Origin of the sequence: Frateuria sp. GZRR35 (assembly GCF_051900415.1) — a bacterium.
Taxonomy (GTDB): Bacteria; Pseudomonadota; Gammaproteobacteria; order Xanthomonadales; family Rhodanobacteraceae; genus Frateuria_A.
In genome coordinates this window covers 20,269-38,772 of the sequence record NZ_JBHZGL010000012.1, presented here as the reverse complement: position 1 = coordinate 38,772, position 18,504 = coordinate 20,269, and the positions used below count along the sequence as shown (strand labels likewise).

19 protein-coding genes are annotated in these 18,504 nt (G+C 67.7%); 10 read left to right on the top strand and 9 right to left on the bottom strand.

The window, feature by feature from the left end:
- Positions 1-45 precede the first annotated feature (45 nt).
- Both ACFWZ3_RS13705 and ACFWZ3_RS13700 read right to left on the bottom strand, forming a co-directional pair.
- Entirely contained in the window at positions 46-1,587 is a 1,542-nt protein-coding gene (locus tag ACFWZ3_RS13705) for an XVIPCD domain-containing protein (protein WP_439708273.1), read from the bottom strand.
- A complete protein-coding gene (locus ACFWZ3_RS13700) occupies positions 1,584-2,324 on the bottom strand; it encodes a hypothetical protein (RefSeq protein ID WP_439708272.1) in 741 nt (246 codons plus the stop codon). Before ACFWZ3_RS13700 ends, ACFWZ3_RS13705 begins: the two co-directional genes overlap by 4 nt.
- Positions 2,325-2,378: 54 nt before the next feature.
- Here ACFWZ3_RS13700 and ACFWZ3_RS13695 point away from each other — a divergent pair, with 54 nt between their 5' ends.
- The 5 genes from ACFWZ3_RS13695 (at position 2,379) to ACFWZ3_RS13675 (ending at position 7,273) form a co-directional block, all read left to right on the top strand.
- A complete protein-coding gene (locus ACFWZ3_RS13695) occupies positions 2,379-4,532 on the top strand; it encodes an O-linked N-acetylglucosamine transferase family protein (RefSeq protein ID WP_439708271.1) in 2,154 nt (717 codons plus the stop codon).
- A gap of 111 nt (positions 4,533-4,643) precedes the next feature.
- Positions 4,644-6,095, top strand: a complete 1,452-nt coding sequence (locus ACFWZ3_RS13690; RefSeq protein ID WP_439708270.1) for an alpha/beta fold hydrolase — start codon at positions 4,644-4,646, stop codon at positions 6,093-6,095.
- Between the two features lie 8 nt (positions 6,096-6,103).
- Positions 6,104-6,442: a DUF6249 domain-containing protein gene (locus tag ACFWZ3_RS13685; protein WP_439708269.1), complete on the top strand. Its 339-nt coding sequence runs from the start codon at positions 6,104-6,106 to the stop codon at positions 6,440-6,442.
- On the top strand, positions 6,426-6,968 hold the full coding sequence (locus tag ACFWZ3_RS13680) for a sigma-70 family RNA polymerase sigma factor (protein ID WP_439708268.1): 543 nt from the start codon (positions 6,426-6,428) through the stop codon (positions 6,966-6,968). Before ACFWZ3_RS13685 ends, ACFWZ3_RS13680 begins: the two co-directional genes overlap by 17 nt.
- A complete protein-coding gene (locus ACFWZ3_RS13675; RefSeq protein ID WP_439708267.1) occupies positions 6,965-7,273 on the top strand; it encodes a hypothetical protein in 309 nt (102 codons plus the stop codon). The genes ACFWZ3_RS13680 and ACFWZ3_RS13675 overlap by 4 nt, the downstream gene beginning before the upstream one ends.
- Here the strand turns inward: ACFWZ3_RS13675 and ACFWZ3_RS13670 are convergent.
- From ACFWZ3_RS13670 to ACFWZ3_RS13660, 3 genes are read right to left on the bottom strand one after another with little or no spacing between them, the layout of a single operon-like run.
- Positions 7,263-7,529: an acylphosphatase gene (locus tag ACFWZ3_RS13670; RefSeq protein ID WP_439708266.1), complete on the bottom strand. Its 267-nt coding sequence runs from the start codon at positions 7,527-7,529 to the stop codon at positions 7,263-7,265. The two genes, ACFWZ3_RS13675 and ACFWZ3_RS13670, sit on opposite strands and share 11 nt — an antisense overlap.
- A 1-nt stretch (position 7,530) precedes the next feature.
- Entirely contained in the window at positions 7,531-7,998 is a 468-nt protein-coding gene (locus ACFWZ3_RS13665; RefSeq protein ID WP_439708265.1) for a TlpA family protein disulfide reductase, read from the bottom strand.
- Entirely contained in the window at positions 7,995-9,260 is a 1,266-nt protein-coding gene (locus tag ACFWZ3_RS13660) for a YihY family inner membrane protein (protein WP_439708264.1), read from the bottom strand. Before ACFWZ3_RS13660 ends, ACFWZ3_RS13665 begins: the two co-directional genes overlap by 4 nt.
- Positions 9,261-9,330: 70 nt before the next feature.
- Here ACFWZ3_RS13660 and wrbA point away from each other — a divergent pair, with 70 nt between their 5' ends.
- The 4 genes from wrbA (at position 9,331) to ACFWZ3_RS13640 (ending at position 12,771) form a co-directional block, all read left to right on the top strand.
- Positions 9,331-9,930 (top strand): NAD(P)H:quinone oxidoreductase, encoded by a 600-nt coding sequence (gene wrbA / locus ACFWZ3_RS13655; RefSeq protein ID WP_439708263.1) that lies wholly within the window; start codon positions 9,331-9,333, stop codon positions 9,928-9,930.
- On the top strand, positions 9,927-10,277 hold the full coding sequence (locus ACFWZ3_RS13650) for a DUF2069 domain-containing protein (RefSeq protein ID WP_439708262.1): 351 nt from the start codon (positions 9,927-9,929) through the stop codon (positions 10,275-10,277). The genes wrbA and ACFWZ3_RS13650 overlap by 4 nt, the downstream gene beginning before the upstream one ends.
- 271 nt (positions 10,278-10,548) lie before the next feature.
- Positions 10,549-12,183, top strand: a complete 1,635-nt coding sequence (locus ACFWZ3_RS13645) for an acyl-CoA dehydrogenase family protein (protein WP_439708261.1) — start codon at positions 10,549-10,551, stop codon at positions 12,181-12,183.
- A 99-nt stretch (positions 12,184-12,282) separates the two neighbouring features.
- Positions 12,283-12,771, top strand: coding sequence for an asparaginase domain-containing protein (locus ACFWZ3_RS13640; RefSeq protein ID WP_439708260.1), 489 nt, complete (start codon positions 12,283-12,285; stop codon positions 12,769-12,771).
- A 121-nt stretch (positions 12,772-12,892) separates the two neighbouring features.
- On the opposite strand, the gene ACFWZ3_RS13635 is transcribed toward ACFWZ3_RS13640, so the two are convergent.
- A complete protein-coding gene (locus tag ACFWZ3_RS13635; protein ID WP_439708259.1) occupies positions 12,893-15,055 on the bottom strand; it encodes a M4 family metallopeptidase in 2,163 nt (720 codons plus the stop codon).
- A 447-nt stretch (positions 15,056-15,502) separates the two neighbouring features.
- The gene (sufT, locus tag ACFWZ3_RS13630) at positions 15,503-16,060 is read right to left on the bottom strand and encodes a putative Fe-S cluster assembly protein SufT (protein WP_439708258.1); all 558 of its coding nucleotides are present in this window, start codon (positions 16,058-16,060) and stop codon (positions 15,503-15,505) included.
- Positions 16,061-16,284: 224 nt separating this feature from the next.
- Here sufT and ACFWZ3_RS13625 point away from each other — a divergent pair, with 224 nt between their 5' ends.
- On the top strand, positions 16,285-16,713 hold the full coding sequence (locus ACFWZ3_RS13625; protein ID WP_439708257.1) for a hypothetical protein: 429 nt from the start codon (positions 16,285-16,287) through the stop codon (positions 16,711-16,713).
- A 60-nt stretch (positions 16,714-16,773) separates the two neighbouring features.
- Here ACFWZ3_RS13625 and ACFWZ3_RS13620 read toward each other — a convergent pair whose 3' ends face one another.
- The gene (locus ACFWZ3_RS13620; RefSeq protein ID WP_439708256.1) at positions 16,774-18,201 is read right to left on the bottom strand and encodes an NAD(P)(+) transhydrogenase (Re/Si-specific) subunit beta; all 1,428 of its coding nucleotides are present in this window, start codon (positions 18,199-18,201) and stop codon (positions 16,774-16,776) included.
- Entirely contained in the window at positions 18,198-18,503 is a 306-nt protein-coding gene (locus ACFWZ3_RS13615) for an NAD(P) transhydrogenase subunit alpha (RefSeq protein WP_439702400.1), read from the bottom strand. The genes ACFWZ3_RS13620 and ACFWZ3_RS13615 overlap by 4 nt, the downstream gene beginning before the upstream one ends.
- Between the last annotated feature and the right edge of the window lies 1 nt (position 18,504).

Below are 18,504 nucleotides of genomic sequence, written 5' to 3'. Positions count from 1 at the left end.
ACATCGGTCGCCCGGCACCGATGGGGCCGGCTTCGCCGGGCGCGATCAGCGCGCCTGCGAGTGCATGACCGCCTGCATGGCTAAGGGCATGGGCTGGTGCACATCCGGCGCTTGCGCCCAGAACGCTTCGGCACTGCTGCGTTCCAACGGCGTATTGGCAGCAAGCGCGGCATCGACTGCTGCCAGCCGGCGAGACGGGCTCCGCAGCTCACCTTGTACGGCGATCACCCTGCCCCGATCCGCCGAAGGCTCCGCCCGGTCGATCCGCTGCAAACCCTCGCGCCGAGCCGCCACCGTCAGCGCCCCGGCCACGCGTTCGCTGTGCGGGCCGCCCGGTAGCCCGTGACGGGCCTCCATCTGTTTGACCGCGTCAAATGCCTGAGCGTAAAGGCCACTGGCAGGGTGACCGCGGTCATCCAGGCGTGGCGCTTCCGACACCGCGGGCATGCGCGGTGCCGCCGTGCCGCTGGCCGGCGCGGGATACAAATCGGACGTTGGCAAGCCCACTGCGAAACGGGGGCCTTGGGCGAGCGCACTGCGGGCGCCAGCCCATCCCTCTTCCAGATGCCTCACCGCACCCAGCGCGGCGTGCGCGATCACCTCGCGGGTGTCCTGCACGACCTCTCGCGCCCCGGCCCAGACCTGCCCTGCTTCACGCGCCAGGGCGCGACCCAGCCGGCTGCCTTCAGCCTTCGCATGCAAGCCTGTCGCCGTCGCCAACTCGACCGCTTCGGTCACCCGCGCCAGACTCCAGGTCGCCGACCAGGGCACCTTGGTCGAGGCATGCAAGCCGGCACGCGCCGCCCACGTATCCTGGCGGAACGTGGCAATGACGCTGGCGTAACGCTCCGCGCGGGCCTCGTTCGCTGCCGTCAGCACCGACTCGCCCTCGTCGGGCGCCCAGTTGTCGATGCCATGATCCGCGACGCGCAGCGTGGCAAGCGCCTTCCCCAAGCCGCGCTGCCCGTCGAGGTAGCCCGTTTCGCGCAAGCTCGCCACGTCCGCGGGCGTGGCATAGACGCGGACCTGCCCGAAATGGCGGCTGCACGCGCTTACCGGGTCGCCCGCAAGGACGTTGTCGATCACCTGGCTGCCGCCCTCGGGAACGCCGATGCCCAGCTCCGCGGCGCCGTAGGCGTTGAAAGTCTCCCCACGCAGGCCGAAACGCCACGCTTCGATCTGCGCGAGGGTGCCGCCCATGGAGTGGCCGGTGACGGTTACCAGGTCGCGCGGAATGCTCTGCCTTGCCGCCTTCTCCAGCACCGCCTGCGTAAAGCTGCGGGCGTCGGCCTCCTGCGGGTTGAAACCGTTGGCGACCATGATGGTGTCCACGGCAACATCTTGCACACCTGTCAGCGTGTGGCTCCTGAAGTCCGGATCGGTTCCGCGGTAGGCGATGACGACGCCATAAGGCGGCTCCAGCTGTCGATAGGCTGTGGCATGGAAACCGGACGGGCTTTCCCTATAGGCAAAAACCTTGTACGGATGGCCGTTGAGCACGACCTTTTTTTGTTCGTCCTTGTTGGGATCTAGATTGCGGTAGGACGTCCTCGCGGCCCAGGCATAGTCCTCGCTCGCCGGCCTCATGGCACGACCTTTCGCGCCTGGACCTCTATATGGAAGAAGCGGTCTGGATGTTTCCTGACCTCCTCATCATGGCTTGGTCGTTCCAACGCCACGCCCGCATTCATATCGTTATTCGAGCGATTGAAGTAGTCGGCCTTGCTGAAATAGCGCCTGAAAGGTTGATCACTCAGAACCATGGGCAACATCAGTCCAGGACCAAACGTCTGCCCATGCACCACAAAACCGGGACTGACGGTGCCTATATCCCAATGGCAGACACCCAGCCCGAAGTAGTCCTCGTCCTCCAACAGATCCCGGTAGAAGCTGCCCTTCCACGTGCGCTCGTCCACGCGCGTCAGCACGAACGACCGGCTCGTGGTTGGAACGTTGCGCGCCCCTTCGACCGGATTTTTCGGCACGCACTCGACATTGGTCACGTCGTACGACAGAAAACCCTCCACCGAATCGAACGCACCGGGCGCGTCGACCGTGGCAATGAGTTCGTAGCGCTGCGTGGGGTGCGGATTGAGCTTGATGTCGTCCATGGGCGATGAGCAGGCGGCAGGAAGGGCGGCAAGTCCCGCGACCAGCACCGCGGCGACACAACGACGCATGGCGGCGGCCCGGCGGCGGGCGGCGGGTCGGCGTGGCACGGGAACGAGGGTGCCGCAAGGGGCATCCTCACAGGGCGCGTACGGCTGGCGCTTGTTGCCTCGGGTCGAGGGGGGCGCACGTTTTTCCATTGGACTGGCGACCATGGCATCCTTGCGGGCAGCGGCAGTGCAGGCCAGCGTAGCAGGCTTGGGGAATCGATGGCGATGACGACAGGCTTTCCGGGTGGCTCTGCCGACGGCAAGAGCACCATGCCGGCGAACGCGCGCGCCGAGCTGGAAGCCTTGCTCAATCGCCTGGCGCATCTGCTTCGCCAAGGCGCCAGCCAGGAAGCCGAGGCGCTGGCCGCACGCGCGCGCCGACATTTTCCCCTGGCGAGCGAACTGGTTCGCCTGCACGGCGTTGCATTGCTGCAGCTGGGTCGTCGCCCCGACGGCTTGAGTGCCCTGAACCGGGCCGCCGAGTTGGCGCCGGACAGCATCGAAGTGCAGTGCAACCTCGCCAACGTGGCGCTGGAGGATGGGCGCCCCAAGGCCGCCATCGAACGGCTGCGCGCCACACTGGCGCGCACGCCTGGCCACCCGGCCGTTCTGCAGGTGCTCGGCGTGGCGCTGATGGTCGCTGCCCGCCACGAGGAAGCACGCGAGACCTTCACCCAAGCGCTGCGCGCGGCACCGCAACACCCGGGCCTGCGCCTCAATCTCGCCGAAGTGGAGCTCGAGCTGGGCGATGCCGCGCAGGCGCTGGTGCACGCGCGCGAGGCATTGACGCTCGCACCCCGCCTGGATGCGGCCCACGCCCTGCTCGGGCACGCGTTGCAGGCGCAGGGCCACAGCGCGGAAGCCGCCAGCGCCTGGCTGGAGGCCGAGCGACTGGCACCGCGCGAACCACGCCACGCCTTCCAGGCTGCGCGGATGCTCGAGGCATCCGACCGACCGGCCGAGGCGGCCGAGGCGTATGCGCGCGCGCTGCAACTGGCGCCGCACTCCGGGGCCGCACTGAGTCGGCTGGCCGTGCTGCGGCGACGTCTGGCCGACTGGCGCGAGCAGGCGTCGTTGACCACGCGCCTGCGCGAGGCGATCGAAACCGGGCAACCGGGCATCGTGCCCTTCGCGCTGCCGCTGGAGCCATTCGACCGCGCGCTCCAGCGCAAGGCGATGGAAACCTTCACCCGAACCATCGAGCACCACTTGGCGCCGTTGCGCCAGCAGCTCGCCTTCACCCTGCCCCGGCCCGCGCCGGATGCACCGATTCGCGTCGGCCTCCTTTCCGATAGCTTTGGCGACCATCCGACAGGCCGCGCCGTGTCCGGGCTGGTCGAGGCCCTGGCCGCGCTGGGCGGGCTGGAGTTGCACCTGTTCGCCACGAACATTGACGATGGCAGCCCGATTCGCCAGCGCCTGTCGGCGGCAGCGCCGTTGCACGCGGTCGACGCGCTACCGCCCCCGCAGGTGGCCGAGCGCATCCACGCACAGGGCGTCGAGGTGCTGTTCGACCTCACCGGTTACGGCGCGCACACCAATGCGGACATCCTGGCCTTGCGCCCGGCGCCCGTACAGGTGAACTGGCTGGCGTACCCGGGCACCGCCGGTGCTCCATGGATCGACTACATCCTCGCCGACACCGCCGTGTTGCCGCCATCGCATCGCGAAGGCTACAGCGAGAAAGTGCTGTCGCTGCCCCGCTGCTTCCTGCCGCTCGAAGGCTGCGCGATGGCACCGCCGCCCACGCGCGGCGAATGCAGCCTGCCCGCCACGGGCACGGTGTTCGCCTGTTTCAACGCTACCGCCACGATCGGCCCGGAGGTGTTCGCGCGCTTCATGCAGATCCTGCGCGAGGTACCGGGCAGCATGTTGTGGCTGCGCACGGGACCTGACGGCGTCGAGCAGCGCCTGCGCGCCCAGGCCGCCGGGCTGGAGGTATCGCCGGATCGGTTGGTCTTCCTGCCCGAGCTGTCGCACGCGGACTACCTGGCGCGCTACGCGCTGGTCGACCTGTGCCTGGACACCCTCCCCTGCGGCGCCCGTAACACCGCCATCGACGCGTTGTCGGCCGGCTGTCTGCTGCTGACCTGTACCGGCGATACGTTCGCCGGTCGCATGGCCGCCAGCCTGCTGCACCACGCCCATCTGCCCGAACTGGTCGCCGACGATCCGGATGCCTTCGTGGCAACGGCCGTCCGGTTGGGTCGTGATCGACCCGCCCTCGCTACCATTCGCGCCGAACTGGCCGAGCTGCGCACACGCTCGCCGCTGTTCGACATCGCCGGGTTCGCCATGGATTTCCGCCGCGTGGTGCAGACGATCGGCACCCGCCATCGCATCGGCCGGCCGCCGATCGATCTGGCTTTCTGAACTGCCGTTCTCGCCACCACGCGCACGACGGGGCCTTGATCGCCGACGGAGCTGAATCCAATCCAGGCCTTTCGTTGTTCTGTAGGGAAAGCATTCCCATGGACGACGCGCATGAAATATCTGTTCGGGCTACTCGCAGGAGCCGCGCTGACCTGCGCCGCGACATCGGCGCCGTACCCGCATGCAAAGCGGATTCAGGCCGATGACGGCCACACCACCACGGTAGAAGCAGGCAAGCTGCTCGTACCGGAAAGCCGGGACCCTTCCTCCCGTCGCCAGCTCACGATCCCGTGGTACCGGCTGAAGTCGACCTCGCCCCATCCGGCCACGCCGATCTTCCTGCTGGCCGGCGGTCCGGGGGCATCCTGGCTCGATCTGATCGAACACGCGGAAAACTTCCGCGAAGTCATGTTCTATCGCTCCATCGCCGACGTCGTCTTGTTCGATCAGCGGGGTGGCGGCCACGCGTTGCCGGCCATGCATTGCCTGCAAAGCACGCCGCTGCGTGTCGATCGTCCGCTGGACATGGACCAGGTGCGTGACAATCTGCGGCGCATGGTCCGCGCCTGCCGCGACCACTGGCTCGCCGCAGGCGTGGACCTTGCCGCATACAACACCCAGGCGAACGCCGAGGATCTGGACGACCTGCGCAGAGCGCTTGGCTACCGGCGGATCACCCTGATAGGTGGCAGCTACGGTTCGCACCTGGCGTTGGCGTACCTGCGAAAGCACCCCCGGAGCGTCGACCGCATGGTGCTTTACGGGATGGAAGGCCCCAACCAGACCTGGGACGATCCGGCGGGCGTGCTCGCTTCGCTCGCTCGCATCGCGCAGGACGCACAGCAATCGCCGGCGCTCGTCCGCGACCTCCCCGAGGGAGGTCTGCTGGCCTCGCTGCAGCGCACGCTCGACCGGCTGCATGCGCATCCGGTGGCCGTTGCCCTGCCCGACCAAGGCAATCCCGCAACGGTGGTCGTCGACGACGACTGGGTGCGGCTGATGCTCCGCCGCGACGCCGGCCGACGAAGTCACCCCAATGCGTGGCCCGACTGGATCATGACGATGGCCCGGGGCAACTACCTGCAGGTTGCCCGCTTTGCCTTGGCCCATCGCACCCTGCGCCTGCAAGACCCGATGCACTACATGATGGATTGCTCGGCTGGCATCAGTCCGTCACGGCGTCAGCGCTACGAGGCCTCGCCGGCACGCCGCCTGCTGGGTGACGTCAACCAGGAGTACGCCGATCTGTGCGACCTCTGGCCGGTCGACCCGGACAAGCACGACCCCACGCCCGTCCATGCCAAGGTTCCTGCCCTCATTTTCCAGGGCACCTGGGACACCTCCACACCCCTGGAAAACGCCCGGGAGGTTGCCGCCACCTTGCCGAACGCACGGGTGGTCGAAGTCGTTGGCGGCACGCATGGCGCGCTGTACAACCTCTACGCGCACTGGCCGCCGATGTGGGCACGGATGCGCGCCTACCTCTCCGCGACCACGGACGATTTCCCGTCGAGGATCGAACTGCCCCCGCTCAGCTATCGCCGTTTCGGCACCAAGCCCTAGGAGATCCCATGCAACAGACCTTGCTCGCCATCGCCGGAATTCTTGGCCTTTCGCTGGTCCTGGCCAGTATCGTGCTCGCGTTCGCGCGCCTGAAGATCGAGCAGCAGCGCACGCTGCAACGGTTGATCGACCAAGGGGTGGGCAGCCAGCAATGGCCGACCCTGGCGGGCCTGCCGCACCCGGCAAGCAGGGATCTGCGCCGCGGCCTATTGCTTCTCGCGACGGGTGTGTCCTGGTCGGTTGTCACCTACTTCGTTGGCGGCAAGGGCTGGGTGTTGGGTTTCATCCCGGCAGCCCTCGGACTGGCTTGCCTGCTGCTATGGAAGCTCGATGAGCACGCGCGATGACGCGCAGGAAGCGGCGTGGATCCGGCAGGTGGTGCTGCACGATGACCATCATGCGTTCGCCCAGCTGGTACGTCTCCATCAATCGGCCGTGCGCGGCTTCCTGAGCCGGCTCACGCGCAACGATGTCGAACGCGTCGAGGACCTGGCGCAGGAAACCTTCCTGCGCGCCTATCGCCACCTGGCCGGATTCCAGGGACGCGGGCGCCTGCTGAGCTGGCTGTTCCGCATTGCCTGGCAGGCGTTCGTAGCCCAGCAACGCGAACTTGCCAGGCAGCCGATGCTGAACCAGGCGCTCGAACCGGTGGACCCGCGCCCGGACCTGATTGGCAAGCTCACCCTTGACCGACTGCTCGATACCCTTCGCGAGGACGAGCGCGCGGCCTTGCTGCTGCACTACCGTCATGATCTCAGCCACCCGGAAGTCGCCCAAGCCATGGGGCTTCCGCTCGGCACGATCAAATCGCTCATCCGCCGAGCGCGCGGCAAGCTGGAGCGCCTCGCCAGACTCGATAAGGTCACCCCATGATCGACCACGACGACTTCAAGACGCTGGTTTGCCTGTCCGGCGGAACCGTCCCGGACAATGGTTTTGCCGAGCGCGTGATGCGGCGCATCCGGCATCGCGCACGGCGGCGACGCACGATCCTCATCGTCACGACGCTGCTGGCCATCTGCGCCACGGCCGTCGCCGCGTGGATGTTCCCTGCGCGCGCGCTGGCGTGGGATGTGCGTAGCACGATTTCGCTGCTGCTGCTGGCGGTAGCAAGCGGCTTGATCACGATGGCGACTGAAACCTCGCGACCTGCGTGGCGTACGCCGATCAGCCGGTAGTGAAGTCTCTGGGAGCCGGACCGTCGAAGGCTTCGCGTTGCACGCCTTCGACCTTCGCCGCTGGCGGCCCCTGCCAAAGCCAGCGCTCCAGCGCATCGAGCGCCTCGGGCGGACCGTACGCTAGCACCTCGACGCATCCGTCCGGCAGGTTGCGGGCGTGGCCGGTCAGGTCCAGCCGCCGCGCCTGTTCGCGGGTGCTGGCGCGATAGAACACGCCCTGCACCCGACCGCTCAAGAGAAAACGGGCGGCCGCCATGTCACTGGCCGACCGCGGCGCCCAGCGACTGTTCGGTCACCGGGCCGACAAAGCGCTTGGCCACATGGCCGTCGGGCGCGATCAGGTAGGTGGTGGGCAGGCCGCGCGGCTCGTCGAAATCCTTCGGCGAATCGTCCAGCGAGACCTGGGCGATGGGGTAGCTCACCGGGTGTTTGGCGAGGAACGCCTGGATGTCCGTCTTGTCGCTGTCCTCGTAGGCCAGGCCGATGGCGCGCACGTTGGCGTGCGTCTTCACGAATCGCGAGATGTCGGGCATCTCCTTGATGCAGGGCACGCACCAGGTCGCCCAGAAGTTGACGATCACCCAGTGCCCGCGCTGCGCGGCCAGGTCGAACGGCTTGCCGTCCAGGGTGGTCACTTTGAGCGTCGGCTGCGCCGGCATGGCCGCATGCGCGGGCGCCGCGCCGGCGAGCAGGCAGGCGGCAAGGGCGAGCGGGGCGAGCTTCATGGGAGGGGGTTCTCCGGTTCGGGCGGGGGCGGCGGGAATGTGTGGTCCAGTCGCCGGCCCAGCGTGTCGTCCAGCATCCGCGCCACCTCCGCGAGCAGGGCGATCAGGGCGGCCGGCAGGTTGATGCCAAGGGCCTGCGCTTCCTCCATGGGGTGCAGCGGCAGGCGGTAACTGGTGTGACGATACACCCGCAACAGGTCCGTGCTGTCGAGGCTGCGGCTCAGAAGCCAGCCGCCCGCCTCACCGCGCTGGATCAGGTCGGCGCGCTGCAGGTCGTCGAAGTAGGTGGCGATGCTGGCGCTGCGCAGGTAGGGCTCCTGCAACCGCACGGTGGCGGGGTCGACGCTGCAGCCATCGCGTTGCGCATCGACGAAGTGGCGCAGCACCACCATCAGGCCGAGGAACTCCGCACCTTCGGGCAACGTCTCGGCCGGTGCGTGGTACTCGTAGGCCGACAGCGAGGCGGCGATCGACGCGCCGAGGATCGCGATCACCCACGAAAGGTAGATCCACAGCAGGAAGATCGGGATCGTCGCCAGCACGCCATAGATCTGCTGGTAGGTCTGCGCGTTGCTGACGAACAGCGTGAAGCCCCAGCGCGCGACCTCGAACAGCACCGCGCCCAGCAGCGCGCCGATCGCCGCGTCGCTGCGGCGCACCTTGCAGTTGGGAATCGCCGCATACATCAGCCACAGGGTGATGAAGGTCACCACGAACGGCAGCACGCCGAGCAGGCGCTGCCCCAGGCCCAGGTGCGCGTAGGCGCCGGCCAGCAACGGCATCGCCGTCACGTACGAGGTCACCGCGATGCCGCCGACCGCCAGGATCGGCCCGAGCGTCAGCGCGGCCCAGTACAGCAGCAGGCGCGAGCTCCAGCTGCGCGGCTGGTGCACGCGGAAGATGCGGTTGAGGCGGTCCTCGATGCTGATCATCATCGAGAGCGCGCTGAACAGCATGACCAGGATGCTGATGCCGGTGAGCTGGCTGGCGTTGGCGGCGAAGGTCTGCAGCGTGGCCTGCACCTTGGCCACGGTCGTCGGCAGGAAGTTCTGGAACACGAAGTTCAGCAGCACGTCGCGCGCGCTCTGGAACACCGGGAACACCGACAGCATCGCCAGCACCGCCACCATCAGCGGCACCAGCGAGACCAGCGTGGTGTAGGACAGCGCGCCGGCGGTCTCGAAGCATTTGTCGTCGATGAACCGCTGCCAGATGAAGCGGCTGAAGCTGAGCGCGCGGTCGCGGTCGAAACGCCAGGCCATGGACGGCACCATCAAGCGGAAGGCGGCCGCTACACTACCCGATCGCCCGCGAACGCCCAACCGAGCCTGCATGAGCCTGACGATCCTGGTCCTCTACTACAGCCGAAGCGGCCACACCGCCCAACTTGCGCGCCTGATCGCGCGCGGCGTGGAGGAGGCCGGCCTGGAAGCACGCCTGCGCCAGGTACCCCCGGTCGCACCAGTCACCGAGACCGCGCAGCCGCCGGTGCCTGATGAGGGCGCGCCGTACGTCAGTCGCGCGGATCTGTCCGAGTGCGCAGGCCTTGCGTTGGGCAGTCCCACGCGCTTCGGCAACATGGCCGCGCCGCTGAAGCATTTCCTGGACACCACCGGCGCCGAATGGGCGAGCGGCACGCTGGCTGGCAAGCCGGCGGCGGTGTTCACCTCCACCAGCACGATGCACGGCGGGCAGGAGGCGACGCTGCTGACCATGGCGCTGCCGCTGCTGCACCACGGCATGGTGCTGCTCGGCATCCCGTTCACCGAGCCGGCGCTGACCGCTACCGGCAGCGGCGGCACGCCCTACGGCGCCAGTCATGTGGCCGGCGCCAAGGGCGACAATGCGATCAGCGAGCATGAGCGGGATTTGGCCAGAGCGCTTGGACGACGGCTGGCAGAAACCGCACGCAAGCTGGCGACCCCGGCATGAGCACGCCGATCGCACTGCCCTACCGCATCGGCCGGGTCGCGTGGGTCGCGCTGATTGCCCTGCAACTGGCATGGCACGGGTGGCTCGCCCGTCCGGAGCATCTGCCCACCTGGCTGGCATTGGCGATCACCGTGGTGCCGCTGCTGCTGCCGTTCGCCGCCCTGCCGGACCTGCGCCGCGCGCTGCTGTGGGTGGGCATCCTCAGCCTGTTCTACTTTTGCCATGGCGTGGCCGAGGCCTGGAGTGCGCCGACCGAGAAGTGGCTGGCGCTGGCGGAGATCGGCTTGACGCTGCTGCTTATCGTGGCCCTTGGAGCGGGGGTCAAGCGCAGCAAGCCGCAAGGCTGAGGCGGCTTGCCCGAAGAAGGTTTTGCGGCGAGGTCCGCCACGTCGCTCCCTCGGGACCCTCACCGGCCTGGCGGCATAGTTTCCCCCGAAGGGAGAGGGGCATGGGGTTTGTGGCTGGGCTTCGACTTCGGATGCGCGCCGTGTCCAGCGCGAGTGGCATCCGGGGCCATGGAAGCCCTGGTTCAGGCACACACCCCGACGCCGAAGGATCTCGCACGGCGCCCACGAAGCCGCTCCTATACTCGCGCGTATCGAGCAACGGGATCGCACCATGGATTTCCTGCAGGCCGCGCCTCAACTGGTCCACCCCTACCGCAACGACCGCACGCTGCTGGCCTTGCTGGACCGAGTGATCCTGTCGGTTCGCCGGCCGGCGCTCGATACCGACCTCGACGCGCTCGGCGACTACGCGCAGTTTGCCTGGGAGCGCGCCCGCCGCAGCACGCCACGGACACCGGTGCTCACGCGCTGGGATGCCTGGGGCCGGCGCGTGGATCGCATCGAACTGACCGACGCCTGGCAGGAAGGCCCCGGCCTGACCACCCGCCACGCCATCCTGGCGGCCGGTCACGAGCCGCACGAACACGCGCGACTGGAACAGTTCGCACGCGTCTACCTCTACCACCTGGCCAGCGAGTTCTACACCTGCCCGCTGGCGATGACCGACGGAGCCATCGCGGCGCTGAAGGCTTCCGGCAACCAGGCGCTGATCGACCGCGCGTTGCCGCATTTCCTGAGCCGCGACCCGGCCACGTTCTGGCTGAGCGGCCAATGGATGACCGAGACCGCGGGCGGCTCCGACGTAGCACGCACCGGGACCATCGCGCGCCAGGATGAAGCCGGCCACTGGCGCCTGCACGGGCGCAAGTGGTTCAGCTCGGCGGTGGTCGGCGAGGCCGCGCTGGCGCTCGCACGCCCGGAAGGCGCAGGCGACGGGACTGCCGCGCTGGCGCTGTTCTACGTGGAGACGATGGACGGCGCCGCGCGCAAGCCGGAGCTCGTCGTCGATCGCCTGAAAGACAAGCTCGGCACCCGCGAGCTGCCGACCGCCGAGATCCACCTCGAGGGCCTTCCGGCCTGGCCGCTGGGCGAGCTGGCCCAGGGCGTGCGCCAGGTCGCGCCGATGCTCAACGTCACGCGCACCTGGAACGCCGTCTGCGCGGTGGCCAGCATGGCCCGCGCCCTGGCGCTCGCCTGCGACTACGCGGCGCGGCGCGAAGCGTTTGGCCGTCCGTTGATCGAGCAACCACTGCATGCACGCACCCTGGCCGACATGCGCGCCGAGTTCGAGGGCGCGTTCGCGCTGGCGTTCGAGGTCGTGCAATTGCTCGGCCGCGTGGAACAGGGCCAGGCGGCCCCGCACGAAAGTGCACTGCTGCGCCTGCTCACGCCACTGGCCAAGCTGTGGACCGGGAAGGTCGCGGTGGCGTTGTGCTCCGAAGCGCTCGAATGCTTCGGCGGCGCCGGCTACATCGAGGACACCGGCCTGCCGCAACTGCTGCGCGACGCGCAGGTCTACGCGATCTGGGAAGGCACCACCAACGTGCTTGCGCTGGACAGCCTGCGCGCGCTCGGCGAAGGCCTGGATGCGCTGCGCACCGCGATCGCCGGCTGGGTCGACGGCTGCCACGAACCCGAAGCGGTGGCGCCGATCCACGCCGCGCTCGATGCGGCCTCACGGCAATGGCAGGCGTCCGGGAACAACCGTGCGGACCTGGAAGCCGCGGCTCGCTGCCTGTCGCTCACGCTGGCCCGCTGCGCCGCGGCCGCGCTGCTCGCGCGCCAGTCCACCTTTGCCCGCGGCCGCAGCGACATGCGTCCGGGCGCGGCGCTGCGGCGCTTCGTGGCACGCGGACTGGACCGGTCGACCGCGGCGGACGTGGCCGATACACGTCTATTGCTCTGATCGACACCGTGAGCTCTCGCGCGGGCACGGCCTGACGGCCGCGCACAAGGCGTGCCCCTACCCATTAAACTTGCGCTTTCCCCATCCGGCGTCGAAGCCATGCAGCATCTGACCATCGTCACCACCGGCGGCACCATCGACAAGATCTATTTCGACGACAAGTCGGACTACAAGATCGGCGCGCCGCAGATCGGCGAGATCCTTGGCCAGCTGGGCGTCGCGTTCGCGTTCGATGTGATTCCGATCCTGCGCAAGGACAGCCTGCACATGGGCGCCGAGGATCGTGCGCTGGTGCGCTCGACCATCGAGGCGCAGCCGCATCGGCACGTGCTGGTTACCCACGGCACCGACACGATGGTCGAAACCGCGCGCGAGCTCGCTTCCATTCCCGGCAAGGTCATCGTGTTGACCGGCGCACTGAACCCGGCGCGCTTCCAGGGCTCCGATGCGGTGTTCAACATCGGTTGCGCGGTCGCCGCCGTGCAGACCCTGCCCGACGGCGTCTACATCACCATGAACGGCCGCGTGTGGGATCCGGCCAAGGTGCGCAAGAACCGCGCCGAGAACCGTTTCGAGGAACACGGCTAACCCGCGCGTCGTCAAGCCGAAACGCGGATTGCCCAAAAAAAAAGAACCCCGGCCGAAGCCGGGGTTCCTTTTTACTTCAGGGAACCGCGCCGGTTTACCAGGCGCGGTCCCGAAGCTGACCTCAGTTCAACGTTTCGGTCAGCGTCACGCCAGAGAACGTCTGGTACGCACGCACCTTGATGTAATAGGTGGTGGTCGTCGACGGGGTGAAGGTGCAGCTCTCGTTGTTGCCGGTGAGGTACGGACGGCAGTTGTAGCTGCTGGTGGTCGGCGCGGAGCCGGCCCGCACGTAAAGATCCGCGTCACCCGTGCCGCCGGAGATCGCGAACTTGGCCGTATGGCCGGCCTGCACCGTTTCGGTGTAGGTGGCCGACCAGTTGCCGGTGGACACGGTCGGGAGGTTCACCGAATCGGTGCTGCCACCGCCGCCACCGCCGCCGGTGGTGTAGGAAGCCTTCACGGTCACGCCGGAGTACGAGGAATAGCCGTGCACCTTGATGTAGTAGGTGCCCGCCTGCGGCGAGGCGACCGAGCAGCTCTCGCTGTTGCCGGTCTTGTACGGACGGCAGTCGTAGCTGCTGGTGGTCGGCATCGAGCCGAACTTGGTGTACAGGTCGGCATCGCCGCTGCCACCGGAGATCGACATCACCAGGTTGCTGGCACCGGCCGGCACCGCGATGCTGAAGTCGTTGTCAGCGCCCGACGCACCGGAGACGCCGGAGACCGGCACGCCGTTCTGCAGCGCCGTCGTGCCGCCGCCACCGCCGCCACCACCGGTACCCGGGCAGGTGACGCCCACGCCGTTGAAGGCCGCGATCACGTCATTCTTGTTGTAACCCAGGGCCTCGGCCGCCGACTCCACGCCACAGGCGCCGTCGTTGTAGTCCGACGTGGCGTTCCAGTACGACTTGTTGGCCACCTGGAAGGCCTGGAAGGCCTTCTTGACATCCCAGCCGCTGGTCTTGGCCAGCAGGCAGAACGCCTTGTTGTAGACGCCCGAGGAGTAGTGGACGTCCAGACCGTTGTAGTAGTCGGCCGCATTGTCGATCGAACCGCCATCCTGCGGCGGGTTGCACATGTAGCGCAGGGCGTCGCCGATGCCGGCGCTGGCCTTGACGATGTCCGCGCCGACCAGGAAGTCGGCCGCACCGCGGTCATAGAACTCGGCCGCTTCGCCGGCGATGTCGGAGTAGGCCTCGTTCATGCCGCCGGACTGGCCGCTGTATTCCAGGCCCGAGTTCTGCTCGGTGTAGCCATGGCTGATTTCATGGCTGGTCACGTCCAGCGACACCAGCGGGTAGAACGTGCTGGCGCCGTCGCCGAAGTACATCGCGGTGCCGTCCCAGAACGCGTTCTCGTAGTTGCTCTTGTAGTGCACGTTCATGCGCAGCTGCATGCTCAGCGGCGGGGCGCCGGTGTAGGCGACGTACATGTCATGCACGACACCGCCGAAGTGGTGCGCGTCGTTGACCGGCGAGTAGGCGCCGTTGATGGCGTCGGTGTCACTGGTCGGGCAGGTGAAGCTGACGATCGAGCCGCCGCTGGTACCGTGGTTGAGGTTGTAGGTCACCACGTTGGTGTTCTTCAGCGTGCAGGTGCTGCCCGACTGGGTGACGTCCAGCGCGGCATAGTCGGTGCCGTAGTAGTACTTGCCGGTCTTCTGGTTGCCGCCGGGACCGTTGGCGGTCGCGTCGGTCAGGCCCTCCCAGCTCTTGATCACTTCGCCGGTGTGGGCGTCGACGATCGCCGTCGGGCGGCTCGGATGCTGGCCACCGACGAAATAGGAAGTGCGGTAGACCAGGCGCGGCGAGCCATTTTCCTGCGGATAGACGAACAGGTCGGCCTTCTTGTTGCTGATAGAGGCACCGGCCTGCAGCAGGGTGTGCGCATGGGACCGCAGCTTGGCGATCGCCTGCGCGGCGCTCAGCTTCGGGGTCACCGACAGCGCTGCGGCAAGGTTGGCCGGCAGCTTCATCACTTCGCCGGAGGCGCGCAGCATATTGCCGTGCGCGTCCTGCACCACTGCGACGCTGCGGCCGTACACCGGCACGCCGCGGTACATCTGCTGCTGGCGCACGACCTGCTTGCCGTTGGGCAGGTGCGCCGTGCCGCGTGCGGCCAGCGACATGTTGGCACCCAGGTTCAGGTGCGTCGCGAGGCTGCCGGCCGGCACCGCACCGAGATTCTGCACGTTCACGTGCTCGTTGTTCGCTGCCATGGCGGTCGAGGCGCAAGCCATGCCGATGGCGGCAACCAGGAGCTTCAGACGGATATTGCTTGGCATTTCAGGTACTCCGTAAAAGAGAAATTCGGGGCGAGCGGACCTGATGCGGTCACTTCGGACCCCATGAGTGAATTAGCCGTGCCGGGCACGGCGCCACTGTTTGCCAACGGTCCTGGCTGCATCCCGATGCGCGCTGCTTCTCCCCCTTTCTTCCCTGAGAGGGCAGTACGCGGGCTCATCATGCGAGGGCGACGCAGGAACCCCCTGTCGTCGCTGCAGGACCATCCGTCAACCTCCCCGCCAACGGATTCGTCGACATTAAGAGCCCGCTTGCGGAGGGGTCAAGGGTGAATTTTTCCTAGGTATCCGAATTGTGATCGTCGCTGTTAGGCCCGCGCGAAAACCGCGTAGCGAAGCCACTTACAGGCGCGCAAACAGAGCTGCGCGCGCATAAAAAAAGCCCGGACATGCCGGGCTTGGAACTCGCTCGGTTAACAGGCGTTCAACTCAGAGCATGCCGGTCTCGAGCTTGGCCGCATCCGACATCATCGAATGATTCCACGGCGGATCGAACACCAGGTCGACATCCGCCTCGCCGACGGTCGGGATCAATTCGAGTTTGGTACGCACGTCGTCGACCAGGATGTCGCCCATGCCGCAGCCGGGTGCGGTCAGCGTGAGTTTGACGTAGACCTTGCGCGAGTCGTTGTCGCCCGCCTCGATGGAGACGTCGTAGACCAGCCCGAGCTCCACCACGTTGATCGGAATTTCCGGATCGAACACGGTGCGCAGTTGCTGCCAGACGAGCTTTTCCACGTCTTCGTCGCTGGCATCGGCGGCCAGTTCGATCGGCGGCGGCGGTTCCTTGCCCAGCGCATCGGCATCGTAGCCGGCGATGCGGAACAGGTTGCCCTCCACGTACACGGTGAAGCTGCCGCCCAGCGCCTGGGTGATGTAGCCGATCTGTCCGGCCGGAAGCGTCACGCTCTCGCCCTGCGGCACCATCACCGCCACGCAATCGCGTTCCAGGGTGAAGGGTTCGCTGCTAAGACTGAAGCCACTCATGCCGATCCTGCCGATCACTCGTCGAAGCCGCGCAAACGCGGCGGGGAAGCGCTCTATTATGCCCCGCCGCGGACGTGGGCCGCTGACCAAGATCAGGCCCGCCCCCGGTTTCTCAAGGGAGCGAGCACGCACTGAGGGGGCTGGATGCAGGGGCGGGTTATCATGTGCGTTTGCTCCACGATCCGCAGGAACCGCATGGCTTTTCACTTTCCGCCGCATGGGCCGTGCCCGTGCGCCTGATCCCGCTGTTGTTCGCCGCCTTCAGCGCGGCCATGCTGGGGCTCGCCGCCGGTGCGGTGTGGATGCTTCCGACGATGGCGCTGCAACGCCCGCTGCCCGCGCTGGCGCTGGTGGTCGGCGTGCTGCTGGCGCTGGCTATCCGTGGCTGGGTGCGTCCGGCCGGGCGCGTGGCTGCCACGCTGGCTGCGGGCGCGACCGTGCTGGCCGCCGTGTATGTCGACGTGCTGACCGCCGCGGCGAGGATCGCCGGCTCCATGGGGATGGGTTTGCTGGACGCGCTGCGGGGCGCCGGGCTGGCCATGCTGCTCTCGCTCGCGCAGCTCGCGGTGCGCCCGACCGATATCGTATTCACCCTCGCCGGCGCGCTGCTCGCCGTCTGGATCGCCAGCCGCCGGCCGCGCAAGACTTCGTAGGGTCGGCTTCAGCCCGCGCCCTTCGGGAAGAGCCGCGGTTGGACCGAAGCCTACCGGTCATTACGCGTCGAGCCCCTTGAGCGCCGCCACCAGCTCCGCGGCCACCGCCTGCCCGTCGCCATACAGCATGCGCGCGTTATCCGCGTAAAACAGCGCGTTCTCGATACCGGCAAAGCCGGTGCCCTTGCCGCGCTTGACCACGATGACGTTCTTCGCCACAGCCACGTCGAGGATCGGCATGCCATAGATCGGCGAGGCCGGGTCGGTCTTGGCCAACGGGTTCACCACGTCGTTGGCGCCGATCACCAGCGCCACGTCGGTGCTGGGGAATTCCGCGTTGATCTCGTCCATGTCCGCGATCAGGTCATACGGCACGCCCGCCTCGGCCAGCAGTACGTTCATGTGCCCCGGCATGCGCCCGGCGACCGGATGGATGGCGAACTTCACTTTGACTCCGCGCTCGATCAACAACCGCGCGAACTCCCACACCTTGTGCTGCGCCTGCGCCACGGCCATGCCATAACCCGGCACGATCACCACGCGCTCGGCATAGGCCATCATCACGGCCGCGTCGGTCGCCTCGACGGGCTTCTGCGCGCCGCCGATCGCCTGGGCAGCGCCCGAGGCCGCGCCGAAGCTGCCGAACAGCACGTTGCCGAGCGAGCGGTTCATCGCCCGGGCCATCAACTGAGTCAGCAGGGTGCCGGCCGCACCGACCACGGTGCCGGCAATGATCATCGCCTCGTTGCCCAGCACGAAGCCCTCGAACGCCACCGCCAGCCCGGTGAAGGCGTTGTACAGCGAGATCACCACCGGCATGTCGGCGCCGCCGATCGGCAGCGTCATCATCAGGCCGAACAGCAGCGCCAGCGCGAAGAAGCCGGCGATCACGCCTGGCGCAAGCGTGCCGGCGGCCAGCAACACGCCCAACACGACCGCCAGCGCCAGCACCATCAAATTGACCGCGCGCTGGCCGGGAAACACGAAGCGCCGGTCCAGCCAGCCCTGCAGCTTGGCGAAGGCGACCAGCGAGCCGGAAAAGCTCACCGCCCCGATCAACGCGCCCAGCACCGCCAGCGCCAGTTGCACGGTGCCCGGTGCCTCTCCGTCGGCGGTAAAGCGGCCGCCATCGAGCAACGTCACCGCGGCGCCCGAAAACGCCACCAGCTCGGCCGCGCCGATCGCCGCCGCGGCGCCGCCGCCCATGCCGTTGTACAGCGCGACCATCTGCGGCATGGCCGTCATCGCCACACGCCGGCCCGACCACCACGCGGCCCCGGTGCCCAGCAACAGCGCTGCCAGGATCAGCCCGCGATGGGCCAGCCCCGGCAGCGCGAAGGTCGCCACCACCGCCAGCGCCATCCCCAAGCCCGCCCACACGATGCCGCCGCGCGCACTGCGCGGGGAGCTCATGCGCTTGAGGCCAAGGATGAAAAGCAGTGCAGCAAGGAAATAGCAGGCCTTGATCGCCCCCGGCAGCCAGCTCATCGGCGCGACTCCGGCCCACCGGGGCGGCTGGATTTGAACATCTCCAGCATCCGCTCGGTCACCACATAGCCGCCTGCGGCGTTGCCGGCACCCAGCAGCACGCCGACGAAGCCGATGCCGATTTCCAGTGGCGTCTGCGCGTGGCCCAGCGCGATCATGGCACCGACCAGCACGATCCCGTGAATGAAGTTCGAACCGGACATCAGCGGCGTGTGCAGGATCACCGGCACCCGCGCGATGATCTCGTAGCCCGTGAACGCCGCGAGCATGAAGACATACAGCGCCAGGAAACCGTCGAGCATG

Coding starts and splice junctions, on each gene's coding strand:
- ACFWZ3_RS13685 (WP_439708269.1), top strand. CDS start 6,104: ATGCAACAGACCTTGCTCGCCATCGCCGGAATTCTTGGCCTTTCGCTG.
- ACFWZ3_RS13660 (WP_439708264.1), bottom strand. CDS start 9,260: ATGGCCTGGCGTTTCGACCGCGACCGCGCGCTCAGCTTCAGCCGCTTC.
- ACFWZ3_RS13645 (WP_439708261.1), top strand. CDS start 10,549: ATGGATTTCCTGCAGGCCGCGCCTCAACTGGTCCACCCCTACCGCAAC.
- ACFWZ3_RS13670 (WP_439708266.1), bottom strand. CDS start 7,529: ATGGCGGCCGCCCGTTTTCTCTTGAGCGGTCGGGTGCAGGGCGTGTTC.
- ACFWZ3_RS13680 (WP_439708268.1), top strand. CDS start 6,426: ATGAGCACGCGCGATGACGCGCAGGAAGCGGCGTGGATCCGGCAGGTG.
- ACFWZ3_RS13620 (WP_439708256.1), bottom strand. CDS start 18,201: ATGAGCTGGCTGCCGGGGGCGATCAAGGCCTGCTATTTCCTTGCTGCA.
- ACFWZ3_RS13650 (WP_439708262.1), top strand. CDS start 9,927: ATGAGCACGCCGATCGCACTGCCCTACCGCATCGGCCGGGTCGCGTGG.
- ACFWZ3_RS13675 (WP_439708267.1), top strand. CDS start 6,965: ATGATCGACCACGACGACTTCAAGACGCTGGTTTGCCTGTCCGGCGGA.
- ACFWZ3_RS13695 (WP_439708271.1), top strand. CDS start 2,379: ATGGCGATGACGACAGGCTTTCCGGGTGGCTCTGCCGACGGCAAGAGC.
- ACFWZ3_RS13705 (WP_439708273.1), bottom strand. CDS start 1,587: ATGAGGCCGGCGAGCGAGGACTATGCCTGGGCCGCGAGGACGTCCTAC.
- wrbA (WP_439708263.1), top strand. CDS start 9,331: ATGAGCCTGACGATCCTGGTCCTCTACTACAGCCGAAGCGGCCACACC.
- sufT (WP_439708258.1), bottom strand. CDS start 16,060: ATGAGTGGCTTCAGTCTTAGCAGCGAACCCTTCACCCTGGAACGCGAT.
- ACFWZ3_RS13640 (WP_439708260.1), top strand. CDS start 12,283: ATGCAGCATCTGACCATCGTCACCACCGGCGGCACCATCGACAAGATC.
- ACFWZ3_RS13700 (WP_439708272.1), bottom strand. CDS start 2,324: ATGGTCGCCAGTCCAATGGAAAAACGTGCGCCCCCCTCGACCCGAGGC.
- ACFWZ3_RS13615 (WP_439702400.1), bottom strand. CDS start 18,503: ATGCTCGACGGTTTCCTGGCGCTGTATGTCTTCATGCTCGCGGCGTTC.
- ACFWZ3_RS13635 (WP_439708259.1), bottom strand. CDS start 15,055: ATGCCAAGCAATATCCGTCTGAAGCTCCTGGTTGCCGCCATCGGCATG.
- ACFWZ3_RS13690 (WP_439708270.1), top strand. CDS start 4,644: ATGAAATATCTGTTCGGGCTACTCGCAGGAGCCGCGCTGACCTGCGCC.
- ACFWZ3_RS13665 (WP_439708265.1), bottom strand. CDS start 7,998: ATGAAGCTCGCCCCGCTCGCCCTTGCCGCCTGCCTGCTCGCCGGCGCG.